Origin of the sequence: Wukongibacter baidiensis, assembly GCF_050888315.1 — a bacterium.
GTDB classification, from domain to species: domain Bacteria; phylum Bacillota; class Clostridia; order Peptostreptococcales; family Caminicellaceae; genus Wukongibacter; species Wukongibacter baidiensis.
Map to the genome: position 1 here is coordinate 4,983,507 of NZ_CP138202.1, position 21,081 is coordinate 5,004,587.

The 21,081-nt window shown below is 33.5% G+C and carries 14 protein-coding genes; 13 read left to right on the forward strand and 1 reads right to left on the reverse strand.

Annotation, left to right across the window (positions count from 1 at the left end; translation table 11 throughout):
* Positions 1–13 precede the first annotated feature (13 nt).
* The 7 genes from R9X47_RS22505 to R9X47_RS22535 all read left to right on the forward strand — a co-directional run bounded on the left by R9X47_RS22505 (position 14) and on the right by R9X47_RS22535 (position 9,509).
* Positions 14–796 carry an enoyl-CoA hydratase-related protein gene (locus R9X47_RS22505; RefSeq protein ID WP_432663326.1) on the forward strand — a complete coding sequence of 261 codons (783 nt, stop codon included), beginning with the start codon at positions 14–16 and terminating at the stop codon, positions 794–796.
* Between the two features lie 64 nt (positions 797–860).
* Positions 861–2,045, forward strand: coding sequence for a M24 family metallopeptidase (locus R9X47_RS22510; protein ID WP_432663327.1), 1,185 nt, complete (start codon positions 861–863; stop codon positions 2,043–2,045).
* Between the two features lie 144 nt (positions 2,046–2,189).
* Entirely contained in the window at positions 2,190–2,942 is a 753-nt protein-coding gene (locus R9X47_RS22515; RefSeq protein ID WP_432663328.1) for an electron transfer flavoprotein subunit beta/FixA family protein, read from the forward strand.
* A gap of 27 nt (positions 2,943–2,969) precedes the next feature.
* Positions 2,970–3,956 (forward strand): electron transfer flavoprotein subunit alpha/FixB family protein, encoded by a 987-nt coding sequence (locus R9X47_RS22520; RefSeq protein ID WP_432663329.1) that lies wholly within the window; start codon positions 2,970–2,972, stop codon positions 3,954–3,956.
* A 106-nt stretch (positions 3,957–4,062) separates the two neighbouring features.
* Positions 4,063–6,063 (forward strand): methyl-accepting chemotaxis protein, encoded by a 2,001-nt coding sequence (locus R9X47_RS22525; RefSeq protein WP_432663330.1) that lies wholly within the window; start codon positions 4,063–4,065, stop codon positions 6,061–6,063.
* 289 nt (positions 6,064–6,352) lie between these two features.
* Positions 6,353–8,527, forward strand: a complete 2,175-nt coding sequence (locus R9X47_RS22530) for an alpha-galactosidase (RefSeq protein WP_432663331.1) — start codon at positions 6,353–6,355, stop codon at positions 8,525–8,527.
* A gap of 157 nt (positions 8,528–8,684) precedes the next feature.
* Positions 8,685–9,509 carry an AraC family transcriptional regulator gene (locus tag R9X47_RS22535; protein ID WP_432663332.1) on the forward strand — a complete coding sequence of 275 codons (825 nt, stop codon included), beginning with the start codon at positions 8,685–8,687 and terminating at the stop codon, positions 9,507–9,509.
* Between the two features lie 59 nt (positions 9,510–9,568).
* On the opposite strand, the gene R9X47_RS22540 is transcribed toward R9X47_RS22535, so the two are convergent.
* On the reverse strand, positions 9,569–11,929 hold the full coding sequence (locus tag R9X47_RS22540; RefSeq protein ID WP_432663333.1) for a helix-turn-helix domain-containing protein: 2,361 nt from the start codon (positions 11,927–11,929) through the stop codon (positions 9,569–9,571).
* A gap of 445 nt (positions 11,930–12,374) precedes the next feature.
* On the opposite strand from R9X47_RS22540, the gene R9X47_RS22545 reads away from it, so the two are divergent.
* The 6 genes from R9X47_RS22545 to R9X47_RS22570 all read left to right on the forward strand — a co-directional run bounded on the left by R9X47_RS22545 (position 12,375) and on the right by R9X47_RS22570 (position 21,081).
* Positions 12,375–13,826, forward strand: coding sequence for an extracellular solute-binding protein (locus R9X47_RS22545; protein WP_432663334.1), 1,452 nt, complete (start codon positions 12,375–12,377; stop codon positions 13,824–13,826).
* 65 nt (positions 13,827–13,891) lie between these two features.
* The gene (locus R9X47_RS22550; RefSeq protein WP_432663335.1) at positions 13,892–14,851 is read left to right on the forward strand and encodes an ABC transporter permease subunit; all 960 of its coding nucleotides are present in this window, start codon (positions 13,892–13,894) and stop codon (positions 14,849–14,851) included.
* Positions 14,844–15,707 (forward strand): carbohydrate ABC transporter permease, encoded by an 864-nt coding sequence (locus R9X47_RS22555; RefSeq protein WP_432663336.1) that lies wholly within the window; start codon positions 14,844–14,846, stop codon positions 15,705–15,707. Before R9X47_RS22550 ends, R9X47_RS22555 begins: the two co-directional genes overlap by 8 nt.
* Before the next feature lie 12 nt (positions 15,708–15,719).
* Positions 15,720–18,086 (forward strand): glycoside hydrolase family 95 protein, encoded by a 2,367-nt coding sequence (locus R9X47_RS22560; RefSeq protein WP_432663337.1) that lies wholly within the window; start codon positions 15,720–15,722, stop codon positions 18,084–18,086.
* A gap of 50 nt (positions 18,087–18,136) precedes the next feature.
* On the forward strand, positions 18,137–19,096 hold the full coding sequence (locus tag R9X47_RS22565) for a sugar phosphate isomerase/epimerase family protein (RefSeq protein ID WP_432663338.1): 960 nt from the start codon (positions 18,137–18,139) through the stop codon (positions 19,094–19,096).
* Positions 19,093–21,081, forward strand: coding sequence for a beta-galactosidase trimerization domain-containing protein (locus tag R9X47_RS22570; protein ID WP_432663339.1), 1,989 nt, complete (start codon positions 19,093–19,095; stop codon positions 21,079–21,081). The genes R9X47_RS22565 and R9X47_RS22570 overlap by 4 nt, the downstream gene beginning before the upstream one ends.

Genomic DNA, 21,081 nt, shown 5'->3' on the forward strand with positions numbered 1-21,081 from the left:
AGGAATGGATTATATGGCTGAATATAAAAATATAACCTTTGAAAACCAGGATGGGATTGGAATATTAACTATGAACCGACCTAAGGCCCTTAACGCTCTTAATATGGAGACTATGAAAGAGTTAGATCCCTTCCTCGATGAGATAGCAAAGGATGAATCAGTTAAAGTTCTTATAATAACAGGCTCAGGAAAATCCTTTGTTGCTGGAGCTGATATTAAAGAAATGCTTTATATGACAAGTAAAGAGGGATATGCTTGGGGTAAGGTTGGCCAAAGTGTATTTAACAAGATTGAAAGATTACCTCAACCTGTTATAGCAGCTGTCAATGGATTTGCCCTTGGTGGTGGATGTGAGATGGCAATGTCTTGTGATATTAGAGTTGCTTCTGAAAAGGCAAAGTTTGGCCAGCCTGAGGTTGGACTAGGAATAATTCCTGGATTTGCAGGATCTCAGAGACTACCTAGGTTAGTTGGAAAGGGTAGAGCTAAGGAACTTTTATTTACAGGAGAGATTATAGATGCTCAGGAAGCCTATAGAATAGGACTAGTAAATAAAATTTATCCTGTAGAAGAACTAATGGATTCTGTTAAAGCCATGGCTAAAAAGATTATGAAGCAAGGCCCATACGCAGTTCAATTATGTAAGCAGGCAGTAAATACTGGTATGGAAGTTGATTTAGATAGTGGGCAAGAGTTTGAAGCATCATTATTCGGAATCACTTGTTCAACAGAGGACAAAAAGGAAGGTATGACAGCATTCGTAGAAAAACGTAAAGCTACATTTATTGGGAAATAAATTAGAAAGAACAGGCCCTTGTATTTTCATAAACGAGGGCCTTTGTGATAAAGGAGGGGAGAACTTGCGATATATTCCCAAAACAGAAATAGATTCACGAATTGAACAGCTTCAGAAGATGTTATGTGAGAATGATATCGATTGTGCACTTATTTTTCAGAATGCTGATAAGCTATATTTTGCTGGAACAACTCAAAATGGGTACTTATTTGTGCCTTCAAAAGGGGAGCCATTATTACTAGTAGGTAAAATTCTTGAAAGAGTACGCAAAGAATCTTCTATTGAAAAGATTGTAGAACTGCAAAAATTCAAGGACTTACCTGAGAAACTTAAGGATCAGGGATATAGTTCATTTAACAAAATTGGATTAGAGACGGATGTGTTGCCGGCAAATCTATTTCAAAAAATAGATAGACTATTTTCCCCTTCAAAGCTCACAGATATAAGTTTAATAATACGGTCTATACGTATGGTAAAGTCCCCCTATGAATTAGAAATAATACGTAGAGCAGGCAAGATGGCGGCAGAAATTTTCACAGTCACTAGAGAGAATCTAAAAGATGGTATGAAAGAGTTTGATATGATCAGCATTATTGAAGAAGTATCCCGCTCAAAGGGGCATCCAGGATATATTCGAGGAAGAAGCTTTAATCAAGAATACTTCTATATACATTTTACTTCTGGCATTGATAGTTCGGCTCCTAGTTATGGAGGCGGTCCTCTTGGTGGATTAGGTACAAGTGTAGCATATCCACAGGGATCATCAAATCGAATTATTGGAAGAAATGAACCTATTGTTCTTGACTATGAATCATGGGTAGATGGTTATATGGCTGATATGACTAGAACCTTTTGCATAGGAAAATTACCAAAAGAAATGATTAAGGCCTATGATGTGTCACTAGAAATACAAGAAATAGTAAAGAATTCAGCAAAACCAGGGGTTAAATGTGGTGATATATATCAATTAGCAAGGGAAATAGTGATAAAACGCGGTTTCGAGAAGCATTTCATGGGAATGGATAAGCAAGTTGCATTTATAGCCCATGGTGTTGGTTTGGAGGTTGATGAATTGCCAGTTCTGGCAAATAGAAACTCAACCTTACTTAAGAAAAACATGGTTATAGCAATTGAACCTAAGTTCGTTTTTGAAGGTGGAGCAATAGGAATAGAAAACACCTATATAGTAGGTGAAGATGGGCTAGAAAACATTACAGTTTTTGATGAAGATATACAGTATTGTACTTAGCTATAGATATTGGCTATAAGATAATTTCAGTAAACCTAGGGGTATGGGGAATAAGTAATATAAATCGGATTTGTATCATATGAATATTGATTTGACTATATTTGCTTTTGAGCCAGCACTGACTAATTAAAGGGGGGGACTAATTTGAAGATATTAGTTTTAGTAAAAGAAATTATTGATACAGAAAGTAAAATAGTCTTAGATCCTTCAAATCACATAAATGAAAGTGAAGTTAGTTATACGGTAAATATATATGATGAATATGCCCTTGAAGAGGCTATCAGAATTAAAGAAAGATTTGGGGGAGAAGTAATAATATATTCTGTCTGTAGGGACGGGGCTTTAGATACATTTAGATATATAATGTCTATGGGAGCCGATAAAGCTACATTGATTAAGTCGGGAATACGAGATAGTATAACGGTTTGCGAACTTTTAGCTAATGCGATTCGTGAAGAAAATAATGATTTTGATCTAATTTTAGCCGGCTGGGTAGGTATTGACCAAAATAATGGTCAAGTACCTGGGCGAATAAGTCAGATATTGGGAATTCCATTTATAAATATTGTGACTAAGCTAGATATAGATGGAAAGAAGATAGTCTGTGAAAGGGAAGGGGAAGTTGCCCAAGAGATTATAGAAACTGAGCTTCCAGCCCTTGTGACTATTCAAAGAGGAATTAATGTGCCAAGACAACCTACTGCTCATAATATAATGGAATCTAAAAAAGAAAAAATAAGAATTATTGATTCAGGAATAAAGACAAGAAAGGACAACTTGAAAGTGACCTATGAGTATCCAAAGACAAAAAAAGTAGGATATAAGGTAGATGAGATGGAACCAAGTAAGGCTATAGAGTTGTTAATAAAAAAGCTACTGGAAGATAAGGTTTTATAAGCCTTAAAACCGAAGAGGTGTATTCTAATGGGCAGAAAGATATTGGTGATCGTTGAACATAAGGATGGACATATTAAAAATGTTTCTAGGGAGACATTGAGTTATTGTAGTGCAGCTGGCAAGAAAGTCGGATACAATATAAAAGCCCTCATATATGGAAGAAAAATTGATAAAGAAATATATACTGAAATAGCTAATTGTGGAGTAGAAGATATATTCAGTATTGAGGCTGAAAATCTAGTGAATCATAATCCAGAATTAATTCATGGCACTATTGTTAAAGTTATCAATAACATAGAACCAGGGCTTATTATTTTTGGTAACACTGCTATTGGTAAGGACTTAGTTCCGTGTCTTGCCCAATATTTCTCTTCAGCTATGATAAGCGATGTAATAAATATAGATTTTGGGATTAACAACATAGATGTTACCCGTCCAATATATGGTGGAAAGGTATTAGAGAATATTAAAATATTGAATGGTGAAATGGTGTTTATAACAGTAAGACCAAATGTAATCGGTGTCCACGAAACTGTGCATCTAGAACCAAATATTGTGAATGTAGAATTGGAGAAGATAACTAGAAGAACATATATAGTTAAAGATGTTTTAAAAAAGGCACAAATTGAGCTGCCAATAAACGAAGCGGAAATCATAGTGGCAGGGGGGAGAGCCTTTAAAAAAATTGAGGATTTTGAAATACTTGAAGAGTTAGCTAAGGTTTTAGGTGCCACAGTTGGAGCATCAAGACCCGTAGTAGACTTAGGAATTAAAAGACGTTCCCTTCAAATTGGTCAAAGTGGAAAATCAGTTTCTCCTAGACTTATTATTGTTTGTGGAATATCAGGGCAGATTCAATTTGTTGCTGGTATAGCAAATGCCAAGACCGTCATTTCAATCAATAAAGATCCCGATGCAACCATTTTTAAAACAAGTGATTACGGTATAGTTGGTGATGTATTTAAAATAGTACCATTGTTAACTAAGGAGTTTAAGAAAATTCTAATAGAGTAAGTCTATATAAAAAAAATTAAAGCTTTAATGTAATATGTTTAAGTCAAGTTAAGTTGATACAAGTAGAATTTTACAAAGGATAAAACTTTTGATAAGAGGTGTTCTTATGAAGTCAATTAAAATGCAAATGTTAGTTTATTTTGGACTGCCAATACTAATTTTATCTCTGGTTTTGGGAGGCTCTCTTTTTTTTAAAGCACGAGACACTGTAGTTCAATTGACAGAAGAAATGAGTCAAGAAATTGTAAGAACTAGTTCTTCAGAGATAACGGCTCTAATAAACGGATATCTTAATGAAATTGCATCAATGACGCAGAATGAAAATATTAAAAGTGGCGATATGAAGCTTATAAAGAGGGAACTAGACAGGCGAGCCAAAGTACTTAATAAAGATTTTGAGATTCTATTTTTTGCAAACAAAAATGGTGACTTCTATACTACATTAAAGGCTCAGGGCAACGTTGGGAGCAGAGGTTATTTCAAAGAAATTATGGGAAAAGATAAGAAGTTTGTGGTAAGTGATCCTATTGTTTCAAAATCTACTGGAAAAAATATATTTGTTATTGCCCATGAAGTAAGAAATGATAGAAATGAAAAAGTGGGTATTTTTGCCGCAACCATAATGTTAGATACCTTATCGGGGATTAGTGGAGATATTAAAATTGGGGAAAGTGGATATGGCTGGATAATAGGAAGCGATGGACTTATAGTTGCACATCCCCATAAAGAGGTAATTATGAAGCTGAACGTACTAGAAAGCGATAAAGCAGGATATAAAGGTCTTGTGGAAGCAGGAAATAAGATTATTGCAGGAGAAAGCGGTATTGGAAAGATTACTACTCCTGACGACATAAAGGCAAGTATAATATATCAACCTATAAAAAATACTTCTGGTTGGGCTCTGGGGGTAACAGTTCCCGAGTCGGACTTGATGAGTAAAGCATCTGTATTAATTAATACCAGCGTAATCTTAATAGTAGCTATATTATTGATCTTATTAGTATTAGTGATTATTGTCTCCAATATAATTACTAAACCATTAGTTTCAATTGTTGGTTGTTTAAGAACATTTGGAAACGCAGATTTTACAGTGACGATACCTCAGAAATTAATAAATAGAAAAGATGAAATTGGACATATTGCCGATTCAATGAAGACTATGCAAGAATTTCTTAGTGAACTAATGGAGAAAGTTTCAGATGCAACGAGGGTGATTTTAGACTACTGTAACAACCTAGCTAATTCTTCAGAGCAGATTAATACATCATCCATAGAAATTGCTAGAACTATAGAAGAAATAGCCACAGGGGCAAATGAACAGGCCGAGAATACAGAGGTTGGATCATTAAAAGCCTTTGAACTGGGAAAGTCCATTGAAAAGGACCAAGGTTATATGAAGGATCTAAACGTTTTATCGGAAAAGATGAAGGTATTAAGTGATGATGGATTGAATATCATGAACATACTTGGTGAAACAACTAGACAAACAAATGAAGCTTCTAATAAAATTAATGAAATAATTCTAAGGACTAATGAAAGCTCTGAGAGTATAGACGAAGCAAGTAACATAATTGCTTCTATTGCTAAAAAGACTAATCTTCTTGCACTTAACGCTGCTATTGAGGCTGCAAGAGCTGGGGAATACGGAAGGGGATTTGCTGTTGTTGCTGAGGAAATTAAGAACTTAGCACTTCAATCTACAATGTCCACTGAAAAGATAAATGAGAAGGTAAAGGAACTTCAGTTTAATTCTAATAATGCAGTTTCTACTATGGGAAGTATATCCACTATGATCGATGAGCAAGAAAAGAGTGTAGAGCTTACAAATAAAAATTATAAAGAGATAATTGAGGCAATTGAAAAGTCTCAAGAAGCTATTGACAGGTTAAATATTTCCGGTAGAGAAATGGAAGTAAATAAAGAAGAAATTATAAGCAACATCCGAAATCTAGCTGCTATTGCTCAGCAGAATGCAGCAGGTACTGAAGAAGCCTCCGCTGCAACTGAGGAACAGACTGCTTCCATTAATCAGATTGTTGGTAGAATTGAAGAATTAAAGGGACTGGCAGGAAATTTGGAGAATACAGTTTCTAAGTTTAAATTTTAGATCTATGTAGTGATGTAGTAAATATTGCATCGCTCTGAACTTGAAAAGCTTTACCTACTCAAGTAGGCTCAAAAGGAAACTTCAGAGCCTACTTTCGTTTACTAAATTAAATACTGATTATCTGTGAAAAATTTAAAACTCTACTGCGTCTTTTCAAACTTTTCATGAATAGTCCGAGTTAAAATATACGAAAAAGTACAAAAATATAATAAATTGGCATATTAATGACATGGTGAATGGAAAATAGTCATGCTATAATCTGGGTAATAATAAATGAAGGATGATAAGTATGATATCATATTGCAAAGATAGAAAAACCTTTAATCTAATGACAAGAAACTCTAGTTATGTGTTTAGAGTTTCAAGCAGCGGTCATTTGGAACATATACATTGGGGTGGTAAAGTAACTCAAGAAGATTATTCATTAGTAAATCCATTTCTTAAAAGAGCGTGGAGTGCTAATCCTCTTAATGATGGTAGTTATTTCACACTAGATACATTTAGATCAGAATACCCAACCTATGGATATTCTGATTTTAGAGAGCCTGCCATCGAAGTCCTTTTTCAAAGTGAAAATAGAGTATTAAATTTAATCTATAAAAATCATGTTGTAATAAAGGGTAAAAAACAATTAGAGGACTTGCCATGTTCACAAGGTGATGAAGAAGTTGAGACCTTAATAGTGAATCTAAAAGACGATATATTTGATTTAAGGGTAAGACTTCTTTATTCTATTTACTATGAGGCAGACATAATTGTAAGGTCAAGCCTTATTATTAATGACACTTCTGAAACGGTAAATCTTGAAAGAGCTTATTCAGCTAGTATAGATTTTGATGATAATGATTTTAAACTCCTACACCTTTCTGGATCATGGGCAAGAGAAAGGCATATTATGGAGAAAGACTTGAATCAAGGGTTTTATGCCATTGAGAGTAAGCGGGGAAACAGTTCTCATCAGCATAATCCTTTTGTTGCTTTCAAAAGGCAGGAAACCACAGAAAAAAATGGTGAAGCCTATGGTATGAGTCTTATTTATAGTGGTAATTTTAAAAACTCTATTGAGGTCAATGAGTATGATCAAATGCGTGTTGGTTTAGGGATTAATTCCTTTGGATTTAGATGGACGTTGAAACCCGGAATGAGTTTTCAAACGCCTGAAGCTGTGTTGACTTATTCGGACAAAGGTTTAAATGGAATGAGTCATAACTTTCATAGTTTTATAAAAAAATATATATTAAGGGGAATACATAAAAGCGCTGAAAGACCTGTATTGATAAACAATTGGGAAGCTACATATTTTGATTTTGATGAAGAAAAGCTATTAGCTCTTGCAGAAGTAGCAAAATCAGTAGGAATAGAGCTCTTTGTATTGGATGATGGTTGGTTTGGTAAGCGTGATGCAGCCGATTGCTCATTGGGCGATTGGTATGTAAATACTCATAAAATTCCATCAGGTTTAGATGGATTGGCTAAAAAGCTAAATGAGAAGGGATTAAAATTTGGCTTGTGGGTTGAACCAGAAATGGTATCTCCTGACAGCGATTTATATAGAAAGCATCCTGACTGGTGCATACATGAAGTAGGTCGAAGTAGGTCACAGTGTCGTAATCAATTAGTTCTAGACTTTTCGAGAGAAGATGTTCAAGACTATATTATTCAAAGGTTAACCAAGGTATTTAACAGTGCCAACATTGAATATGTGAAATGGGATATGAATAGAAATATTACAGAGGCTGGATCAGCTTTAAATAAAATATCCGGTGAGATATTTCATCGATATATACTTGGACTATATAGAGTATTAAACCAGCTAATGAAAAATTGTCCTAAAATCTTATTTGAAAGTTGTGCAGGTGGCGGTGGCAGATTTGATCTTGGTATGTTGTATTATATGCCACAAGTTTGGACTAGTGATAATACAGATGCTTTTGAAAGAATAAAGATTCAGTACGGAACTAGCTTGGCATATCCTCCTGTTGCTATGGGATCCCATGTTTCGGATGTACCAAATCATCAAGTAATGCGTATGACTAATTTAGATGCTAGATATCATACGGCTATGTTTGGCAATTTAGGTTATGAGTTAGATTTAACAAAACTTAATTCTGAGGAATTAATTGAGATTGAGAAGCAGATAAAAAAATACAAAGAGGTAAGATCTATATTACAATATGGAACCTTTGATAGACTTATTAGTCCATTTGAAAAAAACTATGCTGCATGGCAGGTTATGAGTGAAGATGGCAATGATATAATAGCTTACTATGCTAGAGGTTTATCAAGACCAAATGATAAAATAAGACGATTAAGGTTAGTAAATCTTAACCCAAATGACAATTACAGGATCTTGAATCAAGTTTATCGAGGTAACTATTTGATGGCTATAGGTCTAACAATATTGCCTAAGAAAGGTGATTTTTTAACTGAGGTTTATCATTTGAAGAGAATGGATGTAAAATAAGATGGCAAAAATATCACATCTCATAAATGTAAATTTTCAAACCCGTATTATTTATGAATAATGCGGGTTAAATAATTTAGCGTGGAAATTTGGAAGATGTATTAGCGTTATTGAAATAGACATTTTACTTGCTTATAATGATAAGTGAGGTGAAGATATGCTAAAGCTAGGACCACTCAAATATAAACTACCAAATGATATAAAGATTTATCATAAAGGTCGTGAAGATTGTAAACCAGGCAAGTTTTTTGGACCTTTTAAAAGAGACCACTATCTAATTCATATAATTATCAATGGTGAGGGGACTTTTGAAAAGGATGGGAATATTTATAAATTAAAGTCAGGACAAGGCTTTTTAATTAAACCTGATGAAATAACCAAGTATAAAGCAGATATTCAAAATCCGTGGTCCTATTACTGGTTTGGTTTTCATGGAAAGAATGTCGAGGCTTACTTAGATCAATTAAATATTGAGCTTACAGGATTTGATGTTAGTGAGTTGACAGAAAAGCTAATAAAAAATATTTGTGATATGAGTTATATGGAAATGAAAAATGAACTTTACAGCCGTGGGATGGTATTGACATTTTTGGGATCTATATTGAAGGATCAAGAAGAGATAAAAGAAAAAAACTATGGGAAGAATGGTTGTATTGATGAGGTTTGCCAATATTTATATTCACAATATTCTAGCATAAAGAAGATGGAAGAAGTCGCTAGAGCAGTACAGATGGATCAAGAATATATCTCGAGAAAATTTAAAAAAGTCATGGGAATAAACATGAAGGAGTATTTATTACAAATAAAAATCGAAAATGCTAAAAAGCTTTTAGAATATACTGATATGTCTATTGCAGAAATAGGAGATTCAGTAGGTTATCCTGATCCTTTCTATTTTTCAAAAATGTTTAAGAAAAAGACTGGACAATCGCCTAAAGGTTTTAGAAAAGAGAAAAAAAATCAACAACATAATTCTAAATAAGAATGGGTTATGTTGTTGATTTTTTTTTCTAAAATGATGAATTATTGACTACAACTGTTTTATTGATGAAGTCTTCTGAATTCACCAGGAGTAATGCCTTCCTGTTTTTTGAAGTGTCTATTAAGACTTTGATCGTTGTTATAACCTATATTAGAAGCAATATTTTTAATACTTATAGATGATGTATATAATAATTCCTTTGCTTTTTCAATTCTGAGAAAGTTTATATATTTGTTACAATTCATTCCAGTTTGTTCAATGATGATTCTTCGTAGTTGCTGGTAAGGAATACTTAAGTCATCAACTAATGCGGCAACATCAAAGTTAGGGTTTGTAAAATTTTTATGAATATAGTCTATAGCCTGTTTAGCATAATTTTCTTCAGAAAGAGTATTTGATTTCTGATGGATAATAATCTTTTTGATGAAGGATAATATCAGAATTTCAATTTCTTCTAGAGTTTCTGAATGAACCAAGGATTCGGAAATATTTACATCATCATCTTGTATTTCTGTAATTATGATGTGAGAAATTTCTAGATATTCAAGCATTGAACTTACCAAACCATAGAAAATCTGAATGATGTTTTCGTAACTGATATTATTTTTAGATTTTAATTCGGAGACTAAATCGCTAATGAGAATTTCAATTGCTTTATAGTTATTAATTTTTAAATTATTGATGATTTTTTTGTCAATATTAGTTGCAGAATAATATCCCTTATAATAATCATTCAAATCTTTGTAATGAATAATTGAACTATGACCTTTGAGTATCCTATATTTTAAAGTTTCAACTGACTCTAAATAGGAGTTTCGTATCATGTGAGCCTGCTTATAAGTACTTCCAATACCTATAGAAATGCTAAATTGATTCAACAGAGCAATTTGCTCCTTAATGGCATCTGTGATCTTATCGATCATCTGCTCAAAAGATTTATTTTCTTTTAAATTAGAAGCTACAACTATTACGACTCTATCTCTCTGCATAATGCTACCAGAGCAAGGAGTATATTGAGATGTTGTTTTTTCAGCTATTTCGAGTATTAGCCTTTTTAAACTATTTTGTTCTGTGTAATCATATTTTTCAGTAAATTCCTTATACTTGTCAATAGATAGAACCATGCAAGTAAAATGGCTCATTTCATTACCAAATAAGTTTTGATAGTGTGTTGTGTTACCTCTAATAATCTCTTGAACATAGGATTGTTTGATGCTCTCTTTTTGACTTTCAAAAATGTTAGATAATTTATTACTTTCTTTAATCATTTTACTTATTGCATTAGAAAGAATCTTAATCTCATTACGCTTCTCTTTCGGTATATTACTAAGTTGAATGTTTAGAGTTTTTAGTGTGCTCTCAATAGGATTATAAACCTTCATAGCCTGGTTATAAGAATAAAGGGTACCTCCTAATGTTAAAAGGATAGAAACAAAAACTATTAATAGGCGATAGAAATTTAACTTCTTATAAAGCTTATTAATATCTGTTGTTTTAATATAAACTAAATCATGATCATCTGAATATACATAAGTTATCAAATATTGCGTATCACCGTGTTTTGAAGAAATATATCCTGAGAGCTTGTCTTGTTTGACAATACTTGTCACAATTTTGTTTAAATCATAATCAGGTGTGTCTATTTGACTTGATATTACTATTCCATTTGATTTTGCAATAATGATATTACTATCATTTTCAGTATCGGTAATATTTTTAGCAAAACTCAAAGCATCTTCGTAGACGTTAATCATCAAAGCACCATTTAAAATAGTATTTGGATATAGTTTAAAGGGATAGATAAAGGTTACAACCTTTTCATTTGCATGATACCATTCTGGGTCAAGCCTTTTATGCTTATCAAAATAATCATCATCAATAGGTCTATGTTGAGGCATTAGTTGAATGAAGTCTCTATTTTGCTCGTACATATCGTGCCAATGGGTATCATAAAAGTTATCTAATTTTTCAAGTTGTTGTTTGGATGTTAGAACATCGTTAGTAATATCATTGTAAATATACATTGAATGAATATAGCTATTGGCGTCAGAATTTGCTCTTAAGAACGTCATTAAATTTATAGCAGCCTCAACATAATTAATTCCCCTTAATTTCTTAATATATTTTGCAGTATAAAAGCTTTCAACATAATCACTAGAGGCTATAAAAATACTTTTACCTTTAAGTTCATCTAAAATACCATCGGTATTTTCTTTTATAGAATTCAAGTGGGAGAGATTGGATAGGTTGATTTCGTCTTTGAAGGCCTTAAGAATATTAAAATAAAAAATTGAACCGAAAAGTATAATAGGAATAATTAGAACAACTATGCTATTTATAAAGAGTCTTTTTAAGATGGAACTATTTAATAATTTATTTATATGGGCTTTAATTTTTAAACTATTTAATAGATTTTTCATGAGATATCACATCCTATTTGAGATAATTACCTCAAGATTAATCATGTAATTTTAATAAAGATGCAAGTAGTTTTGAATTTTCTATGATTAATCTGGGTTAAAGCTATGATTTTTTTCAAATAAATATAAGTCAAAGTATTTGCTTAAATCTCAATAAAGCACTTATTTTTAGTATATAGAAATTTTCTTGTGTTTAGAAGCTTCAAAAAAAAATCGAATATGCAATAATTATAAGAGTTAAGGAGAAAATGCAGTTACAGCCTATGAAATAGCAGAATTTTAGAAATATCATATTAAAAATTGAAGGTGAAAAAAAATTGAATGTTTACAATTTTATGAGGAAATTCTAGAATAAGATTACAGGATAGATTGTGCACAAGTTACACCCTGTGAAGAGAAATATCTGCAATAAGCAAATAAAAAAGATAACAAGAAGGAGGATCTTATGAGTTTCATAAATAAGAAAGGTTTAGTGTTAGTTTTATGTTTGATACTTGCTATAAGTGCTTTTACTGGGTGTAGTAATAAAAAAACTGATAGTGAAGTGACTAAAAGTGAGGTTGAGAATCAAACAAATGAAGTTGCTCAAGAAGAAAAGAAGCAAGAAGCTCCTGTTAAGATATTTGCATCAATTACTGGAGGGAAAGACCCAGAAGAACACGAACTTTGGGTTAAGGCATTTTCTGAAGCTTCAGGTGTAGATATTGAAATGCAAAAGTTTGAAGGTAATGAATATTCAGAAAAGGTAGCTGCTGCTATAGCTGCTGGTGATGATTATGATGTCTTCTACTTAAATGCAGATGATTTTGAGAAATTCTTTAAGATGGGTGTATTTGAACCAATAACAAGCTACATTGAAGAATCAGAAGTATTAAGCGATCCGAGTATAATTGATCCAAAGGAATGGGATAGAATCCGTAGAGTCGATGGTGAAATCTACGCTGTATTTACAAAGTATGAAGGTGGACGTCTACCATTAGTTAGAGGGGATTGGCTTCAAAAGCTAAACATAAAACCACCTACAACTCTAGATGGATATTATGAGATGCTAAAAGCATTTACTACAATGGATCCTGACGGTAATGGAAAAGATGATACCTATGGTTTTACAATGAAGAAAACATATGATATTCAACCATTTATGAGTACTCAAGGTCTTGTTCCAGGATTTGCATATGATGACAATCACAAATTGTACTATCCTTGGGCATCTGATAAGGCTGCTGTAATCTATGATTGGTTAGCTAAGCTTTATAAAGAAGGTATATTAGATCCAAATATTGCAACAAACTCAAGCTCAAATTGTAGAGAGTTAATTTTCTCATCTAGAGCAGGTATGTTTACTTATTGGGATGCTTGGGCAGGTCAATTTAATGAAATCGCAAGAGGTGATGATCCAAATACAATCTTTGAAATGAAAGGTATTGCACCTCCATTAGATGAAAATGGTAATGCAATCTTGACTGCTGGTCAAGATGGTTTATTCGTTATAAATAGAAATAGTAAGAATAAAGACTTTGCATTTAAGGCTCTTGAATTCCTTCATACTCAAGAGGGGAATATGTTAACAACTTTAGGTATCGAAGGACATGACTATACCGTTGAGAACACTGAGTATAAGTTAACTGAAATCGGACAAGGTCACGGAATGAACCATGGTTCTATGACACCTAAGTCCTTGAAGTGGAAGAATCCACTTGGTGAAGCTATGGGTACACCTGAAGCTAGAGAAGTTGTACTGAAGTATGCAAAGCCAGAAATGTTAACTCAGCATTCAAAGGGAGCTAAAGACATAGTAGATAAATATGCAATGAAAGCAATTATGGGAGAAATCTCAGGCGAAGAAGCCGTTAAAGCAATGCAAAAAGAAATGAAAGCTGAAAATATGATCGATTAAATACTATAGACTGCCTTAATTTTTAGGCAGTCTAAATATATAACAAATTTCGGAGGTGACATCAAATGATCGTAGATTCTCAACCACAAAAAGAAATAAATGCTGGTTCAAAACTCAAAGAAAAGTTAGAAGTAACGGTCAAAGCTATTTGGGAAAAAAGGGGAATCTATCCATATCTTTTACCTGCATTTATATATCTATTGATATTCACATATATACCATTAATTAATGGATTTAAAATAAGCTTACACGATTATGCATTTTTTGGAGAAAGTCAATTTGTTGGATTAAAGCATTATGCTTCTATCCTTGGAGATAGTTTATTTTGGGAAGCCTTTAGAAATACTTTGACTTTTACAACCGGTAATCTATTATTTGGTATAACGTCTCAAGTATTAATTGCAATACTTTTAAACGAAGTGCTACAGACGAGATTCAAAAAGATTAGCCAAACTATTGTCTATACACCTCACCTTTTTTCATGGGTTGCTGTAGGTGGTATATGGATTAGCCTTTTGGCACCTGATAGGGGATTGGTGAATAATCTCATTGAGATATTTGGTTATGAGAGGATACATTTCATGACATCAAGTGTATGGATTCAGCCAATATTTGTTTTTTTAAACACTTGGAAGACCATGGGTTATGGTTGTGTTATCATCTTGGCAGCATTAACATCCATTGATCCCCACCTATATGAAGCAGCATACATTGACGGGGCTAATAGATTGCGACAGGTTTTCAGCATTACTATCCCTTCGATTATGAGTACTGTAAAGGTTGTTTTTATGCTTAACTTAATTGCAAACCTAAGGATGTTTACCCAGTCTAATGTCCTATCTAATCCTGCCGTATTAGATAAAACAGAGGTTGTTATGACCTATACCTTTAAAAGGGGGCTAAGGGATTTGAGATTAGATTACTCATCAGCCATTGCAGTGATAATGATATTGATAACGTTAACATTGATAGGAATTTTAGAGTTTGTTGTGAAAAGAAAAAGGGGTGGTGATATAGATGAATAAGCAATATAGATCAAAATCTAGAAAAATCTTTGAAGTATGTAATATTTTGTTTCTTATCATTCTCTCTATGTCAATGATTATTCCAATACTTAATACCTTTGCAATATCATTTTCAACAAATATGAATTCTATGTCAACTGGCATTGTCCTATGGCCAAAGCCGTTCAGCTTAGAGGGTTATGAAACACTTTTTAGAGAAGTTAAGATATTAAGACCTCTTTTAAACAATATTTATGTAACTGTGGTAGGAACATTTCTTCACGTAACATTTTGTTGCCTAACAGCATACATTTTGGCTCGTCATGAATTTTGGGGTAAAAAAGCATTTATGTTGTTTATTCTTATTACTATGATGATCCCGATACAAAACATAATGATACCAATATATATTCAATATAAAAAATTACATTTGCTAAATAAGTTATTGGCAATTATTCTTACGGGAACCATTACAGCCTATTCAGTTATTCTACTAAAGAACTTTTTTGAGGGTATACCAAAATCAATAGGGGAATCGGCCTATATTGATGGTGCAACTGAGCTTCAAATGCTTATCAAGATTTATCTACCACTGGCAAAGCCCGGTATAGCAACAGTGACACTTTTTCAATTTGTAGATAGGTGGAATCATTTTATGGAGGCAGTTTTATTCTTGAATACCCCCGATAAGTTTACGTTACAATTAGCGTTAAAATCTCTCGTTATAACATCTGATGGTGCAGCAGCAGTAACTGGTATAACAAAAAATACCCAAATGGCAGGTGTTGTTATTGCTATAATTCCATTGTTAATTATATACCCATTCGTACAGAAATATTTTGTATCAGGCATAATGCTTGGGTCTACAAAAGGTTAGTTGGAGGTAGAAATGACAAAAAATAGAATAATTCATTATAATACACATGCTAAGAACTGGAATGAAGCTCTTCCCATTGGAAACGGTAGAATGGGTGGAATGGTCTATTCAGACCCGTTGTATGAACATATTAAGCTAAATGAAGATACTTTGTGGTCCGGGATGCCCTATAAAAGACCTTACAATAATATGGAAGAACCCTTAAATAGAGTGAGAGAACAGCTTTTTAACAAGAACTACATTGAAGCCCAAAAAATCTTAGAGACCGAAATGATGGGACCGTGGAACGAATCCTTCCAACCAATGGGTGATATTTACTTTGATATGAATCATCTCGGAGCTATAGAGAATTATAAACGATATTTAGATTTAAATAATTCCATTTTAAGAAGTATTTATGAAGTTGATGGATGCAAATACGAACGAGAAATCTTTGCATCCTACAAGCATGATGGATTTGTCATGAAGTTCAATTGTTCAAAGCAAAAAATAAATATGAAAATCAGGCTTAGTAGTTTGCAAAACTGGTCTTTTGAAGAGATTAATAAACATACTATTGCTTTAAATGGTACTGCACCAGCCCATGTAGAGCAGCATGGCTCGAAAAAGAAACCAACCTTTATTATTAATGAGGAAGAGGGTATAAGATTTCAGTTTTCATTATCAGTAAGTAGTACAGATGGGAAGGCTTACATAAAGGATCAGATGCTTTGGGTGGAAGATGCCAGTGAAGTAATTTGTCTGATAACCTCTGCTACTAGCTTTAACGGTTTTGATAAGGATCCTGTGAAAGACGGTAAAGATTATAAGTTGATTTGCAAAAAGATAATAGATAATATGTTGGAATTAGACTATCAGACACTATTTAATGAGCATTTAGAAGATTATCAAAATTTATTTAAGAGTGTAGATGTTAGTTTTAATGGAAAAGAAATATCAGATATTCCTATAGATAAAAGACTAAAAGAATTCGATGGTCGAGTTGATACAGATATGGTGGAATTAATGTTTCATTATGGTAGGTATCTAAAAATCATATCATCAAGACCAGGCACTCAGCCAACGCATTTACAAGGACTTTGGAATTCAGGTAGAAGACCATATTGGGCAAGTAATTATACTATCAATATTAATACTCAAATGAATTATTGGTTAGCTGAGAGTACAAACCTTTCTGAGTGCCATGAACCGCTTTTTAAGATGATTGAAGAGCTTTCTGATACTGGAAGAGCTTTGGCAGAAGTCTATGGCTGCAAAGGCTGGGCTGTTCATCATAATGTAGATCTATGGCGTAATACAAACCCTCGAGGTGAAACAGATCCTAAACCTGGTAAGTGCCGGCATTCTTTTTGGCCAATGGGAGGACCATGGCTTTGTCAACATCTTTGGGAGAGGTATGCTTATACTCTAGATGAAGACTTTTTAAGGGAACGTGCATATCCTTTGATGAAGGGTGCTTCAGAATTTGTACTAGATTGGTTGGTAGAAGATGAAAAGGGTCAGCTGGTAACGGCTCCATCCACATCTCCTGAGAATATGTTTTTAACTCCAGATGAAAAAATGTCTTGCAGTGTGAGTGTTGCAACCACAATGGATATGGGAATTATAAGAGACTTGTTTGAAAATCTTGTTAAGGCATGTGACATATTAAAGATTGATGATGACTACAAAATGACGCTATTAAGTGTCCTTAAAAAACTGCCAGCATATAAGATAGGAAGACATGGACAGATTCAAGAATGGTTAGAGGATTTTGAAGAAAAAACACCGGGTCATAAGCACCAGTCCCATTTATTTGGGCTTTACCCTGGGAAGCAGATTTCTCACTTTAAAACTCCAGAACTTGCAGAAGCTTCAAAAAAATCTTTACTGAGAAGAGAAGCCTATGGCGGTGGTTATACTGGATGGAGCTGTGCATGGTTGATTAGTATGTGGGCAAGACTTTTGGATGGTGAAAAAGCCTATCAATGGATTCAGACTCTGATTGGTAGATCCTCATATACTAATCTTTTAAACCTACATCCACCTATGCAGATTGATGGGAATTTTGGCCTTGTTGCAGGGCTTGTTGAAATGATGATTCAAAGCCATGATAATATAATTCACTTACTTCCAGCACTACCAAAGGCATTACAGAATGGTTCTTTTAAAGGAATCAAAGCTAGAGGCGGTTATGAGTTTGAGCTTGAATGGTCAAATGGATGTATAAAAAATGGAAGTATTAACTCCAAAAGACAAGGTGTTTGCTCAATAAGATCATCCAGTCCAATAGTAATACTAAATAGTCAGAACGAGATTGTTTCAGAAACTGTAACGGAACAATTATATACTTTTAAGACAAAAGAAAATGAAACCTATAAAATTATTGGGATTGAATAGGCTGAATTAACGTCTATTGTCAATCAATAAAATAAGGGGGATACTTAAGCATGACATCGTTTTATCAGCAACTTAGTATATCCACAATGTATAATTGGAAGCGACGTTTAAAGGGTGCAACGGGAAAAATGCTACTAGATGAATTGATAGGTTTAGGGTTTAATACATTCGAGCTGAACTATCAAATTACGAAAGAAATGCTGGCTGATATTGAGTCATATTTAGAGCGAGGAAAGATAAATATAAGTAGCATTCACAATGTTTTTCCACATGTAGAGGGGAAAACATTTGATACAGATTCTCTACTATTAGGCTACCCCGATGAAAAATTAAGAAAACAAGCGGTTGAATTGACAAAAACAAGTGTTGATTATGCCCATAGGTACGCTGCAAAGGCAGTAGTTATTCATCCAAGTGAAATACCTAACCCAGAGGGTCTATTCTATGATAAATTACTTAAGGAATTGTATAATCAAGGGTTAAAGGGGTCTAGCAAGTATAATAAACTATTTGAAGAAATGATGGATCATAGAAAAAAAGAAAGAGCTAAGTATTGTGATTTGATTGTTAAGAGTGTTGAAGAGGTCTGTGATTATATAGAAAAGAAGGGTTATGATGTTGTTTTAGCCATTGAAAATAGAGCAATGTGCCATCAAATACCTACATTTGATGATATGAACTATATCTATAAAAAGCTTAATGATGCTCCTCTTTATTTTTGGCTTGATATCGGTCATGGCATAGCTATGAAAAACCTTGGGATGTTCGATGACTTTGAAGGTATAAGGGCAATCAAAGACAAAATTTATGGAGCGCATATTCATGATACCATTGGAGTGGTTGACCATTGGGTTCCCTACACAAAGGGAGATCAAATCGATTTATATTTAGATATTATTAAAGAAATTCCTATTAAAGTGATTGAAGTGGATGATAAAAATTCCCATGAAGATATTATTAAGGGGATAAAAATACTTAACTATAAATTATATGGCGGTGAAGTATTATGAAGGACTTAGATTTTAGACAAATTCACTTAGATTTTCATACATCGGAAAATATCGAAGAAATTGGAAAGAATTTTTCTAAGGAGCAATTTCAAAAATCATTACAAGATGGGCATGTTGGCTCTATTAACTTATTTGCTAAATGCCATCACGGATGGGCCTATCATCCTACTGAAAAGAATATTATGCATCCACATCTTAGCTTTGATCTGTTTGGTGAGATGGTAGAAGCTGCTAAGGAAATTGGTGTTGGTGTTCAAACTTATATATCAGCGGGCCTAGATGAAAAGATTGCAAGAAAACATCCCGATTGGCTTTTTAGACATAAGGACGAATCTACAACCTGGGTAGAAGATTTTTTAACTCCTGGATACCATCTCTTTTGTATGAATAGCCCTTATTTAGATGTATTACTAGACCAAATTGAAGAAGTCGTGATTAACTATGAAACAGAGGGTATATGGCTAGATATAGTTGGTGTTAGGCCGTGTTATTGTCAAAACTGTATGAGGCAATTGATTGATGAGGGCAAATCACCCCGTAATATTGAAGCTGTTTTAGAATTAGCTGAAAGTGTTTATAAAAACTATACGGATAAGGTAAAAGAGGTCGTTGAAAAGCACCGTCCAAATATGAGAATTTTCCATAACTCTGGTCATTTAATTAGAGGTAGAAGAGACTTAGCAGGAATGAATACTCACTTGGAATTGGAATCTCTGCCTACTGGAAACTATGGCTATGACCATTTTCCACTTTCTGCAAGATATGCAGAAACCCTAGATAAGCCATATTTATCTATGACCGGTAAGTTTCATACAAATTGGGGTGAGTTTGGCGGTTATAAGCATCCAAATGCTTTAATATATGAAACATCATTAGCATTAGCCCATGGAGCCTATTGCTCTATAGGTGATCAAATGCATCCTGACAGTTTAATGGATGAAGCTACTTACCATTTAATTGGTGAAGCATATAGGCTTGTGGAAGAAAAAGAGTCATACTGTAAAAATACAAAGCAAATCTCAGATATTGCATTTCTATCAATAGAGGCAACTAAAAAATCAATCAGCAGTGTATTCGGTGGTCCCGAGGGTGTACCATATTCAGATTTAGGTGCTCTAAGAATCCTTCAAGAGGGTCACTACTTGTTTGATATTGTAGACGTTGAGGCAGATTTTAATGCCTATAAGGTATTGATTTTACCCGATGAAGTGGTTATAAATGACGATCTCAGTGGCAAAATTCATGATTTTTTAGAAAAAGGCGGTAAAATTCTTGCAACGGGAGCTTCCGGTTTGAATGAGGAACAAACAGCATTTGCTATAGATATGGGAGTCAAGTATTTAGGGGTAGACGAATATAAGCCGAGCTATTTTAAACCAAACCCTGAAATAGATAATTTAAGGCAGGCGTCCTTTGTGATGTATGAACAAGGTTATAGGGTTGAAGCAACAACTGGTAAATCCTTAGGGATTTGTGAAGAATCTTATTTTAATAGAGAAGTTATACACTTTTGTTCCCATATGCATACCCCTAATAGAAAAATAAAGGCATATGATGCTTTTGTAAAAAGCAATCATGGAATTTATATTGCATGGGAGATCTTTAAAGACTATGGGAAATTAGGAAGCTATCATTTAAAAGCTATGATTCATAAGGCCTTAGATATTCTGTTGGCAGATAATAAAACCCTTGAGGTTAGTTTACCAGCCCAGTGCTTTACTTCCTTAAGGTCACAAGAGAATGAAAAACGTATTATTCACCATATAGTATATGCATCACCTATTCAAAAAGGTAGTGTTTCTGTGGTAGAGGACTTATTACAGCTCTACGATATACCTATTAGAATTAGATTATCAAAGGAAATAAAAAAGGTCTACCTAGCACCCCAGATGCAGGAGATTCCTTTTGAATATAAAGAAGGCATAATTTATTATAATGTTCCAAAAATACATGGACATCAGATGATTGTTCTTGAAGAAAAGTAA

What these genes read in the sequence shown, in the direction of transcription:
- R9X47_RS22505 (WP_432663326.1), top strand. Translation starts at nt 14, where the DNA reads ATGGCTGAATATAAAAATATAACCTTTGAAAACCAGGATGGGATTGGA.
- R9X47_RS22550 (WP_432663335.1), top strand. Translation starts at nt 13,892, where the DNA reads ATGATCGTAGATTCTCAACCACAAAAAGAAATAAATGCTGGTTCAAAA.
- R9X47_RS22565 (WP_432663338.1), top strand. Translation starts at nt 18,137, where the DNA reads ATGACATCGTTTTATCAGCAACTTAGTATATCCACAATGTATAATTGG.
- R9X47_RS22555 (WP_432663336.1), top strand. Translation starts at nt 14,844, where the DNA reads ATGAATAAGCAATATAGATCAAAATCTAGAAAAATCTTTGAAGTATGT.
- R9X47_RS22520 (WP_432663329.1), top strand. Translation starts at nt 2,970, where the DNA reads ATGGGCAGAAAGATATTGGTGATCGTTGAACATAAGGATGGACATATT.
- R9X47_RS22530 (WP_432663331.1), top strand. Translation starts at nt 6,353, where the DNA reads ATGATATCATATTGCAAAGATAGAAAAACCTTTAATCTAATGACAAGA.
- R9X47_RS22570 (WP_432663339.1), top strand. Translation starts at nt 19,093, where the DNA reads ATGAAGGACTTAGATTTTAGACAAATTCACTTAGATTTTCATACATCG.
- R9X47_RS22535 (WP_432663332.1), top strand. Translation starts at nt 8,685, where the DNA reads ATGCTAAAGCTAGGACCACTCAAATATAAACTACCAAATGATATAAAG.
- R9X47_RS22560 (WP_432663337.1), top strand. Translation starts at nt 15,720, where the DNA reads ATGACAAAAAATAGAATAATTCATTATAATACACATGCTAAGAACTGG.
- R9X47_RS22540 (WP_432663333.1), bottom strand. Translation starts at nt 11,929, where the DNA reads ATGAAAAATCTATTAAATAGTTTAAAAATTAAAGCCCATATAAATAAA.
- R9X47_RS22545 (WP_432663334.1), top strand. Translation starts at nt 12,375, where the DNA reads ATGAGTTTCATAAATAAGAAAGGTTTAGTGTTAGTTTTATGTTTGATA.
- R9X47_RS22525 (WP_432663330.1), top strand. Translation starts at nt 4,063, where the DNA reads ATGAAGTCAATTAAAATGCAAATGTTAGTTTATTTTGGACTGCCAATA.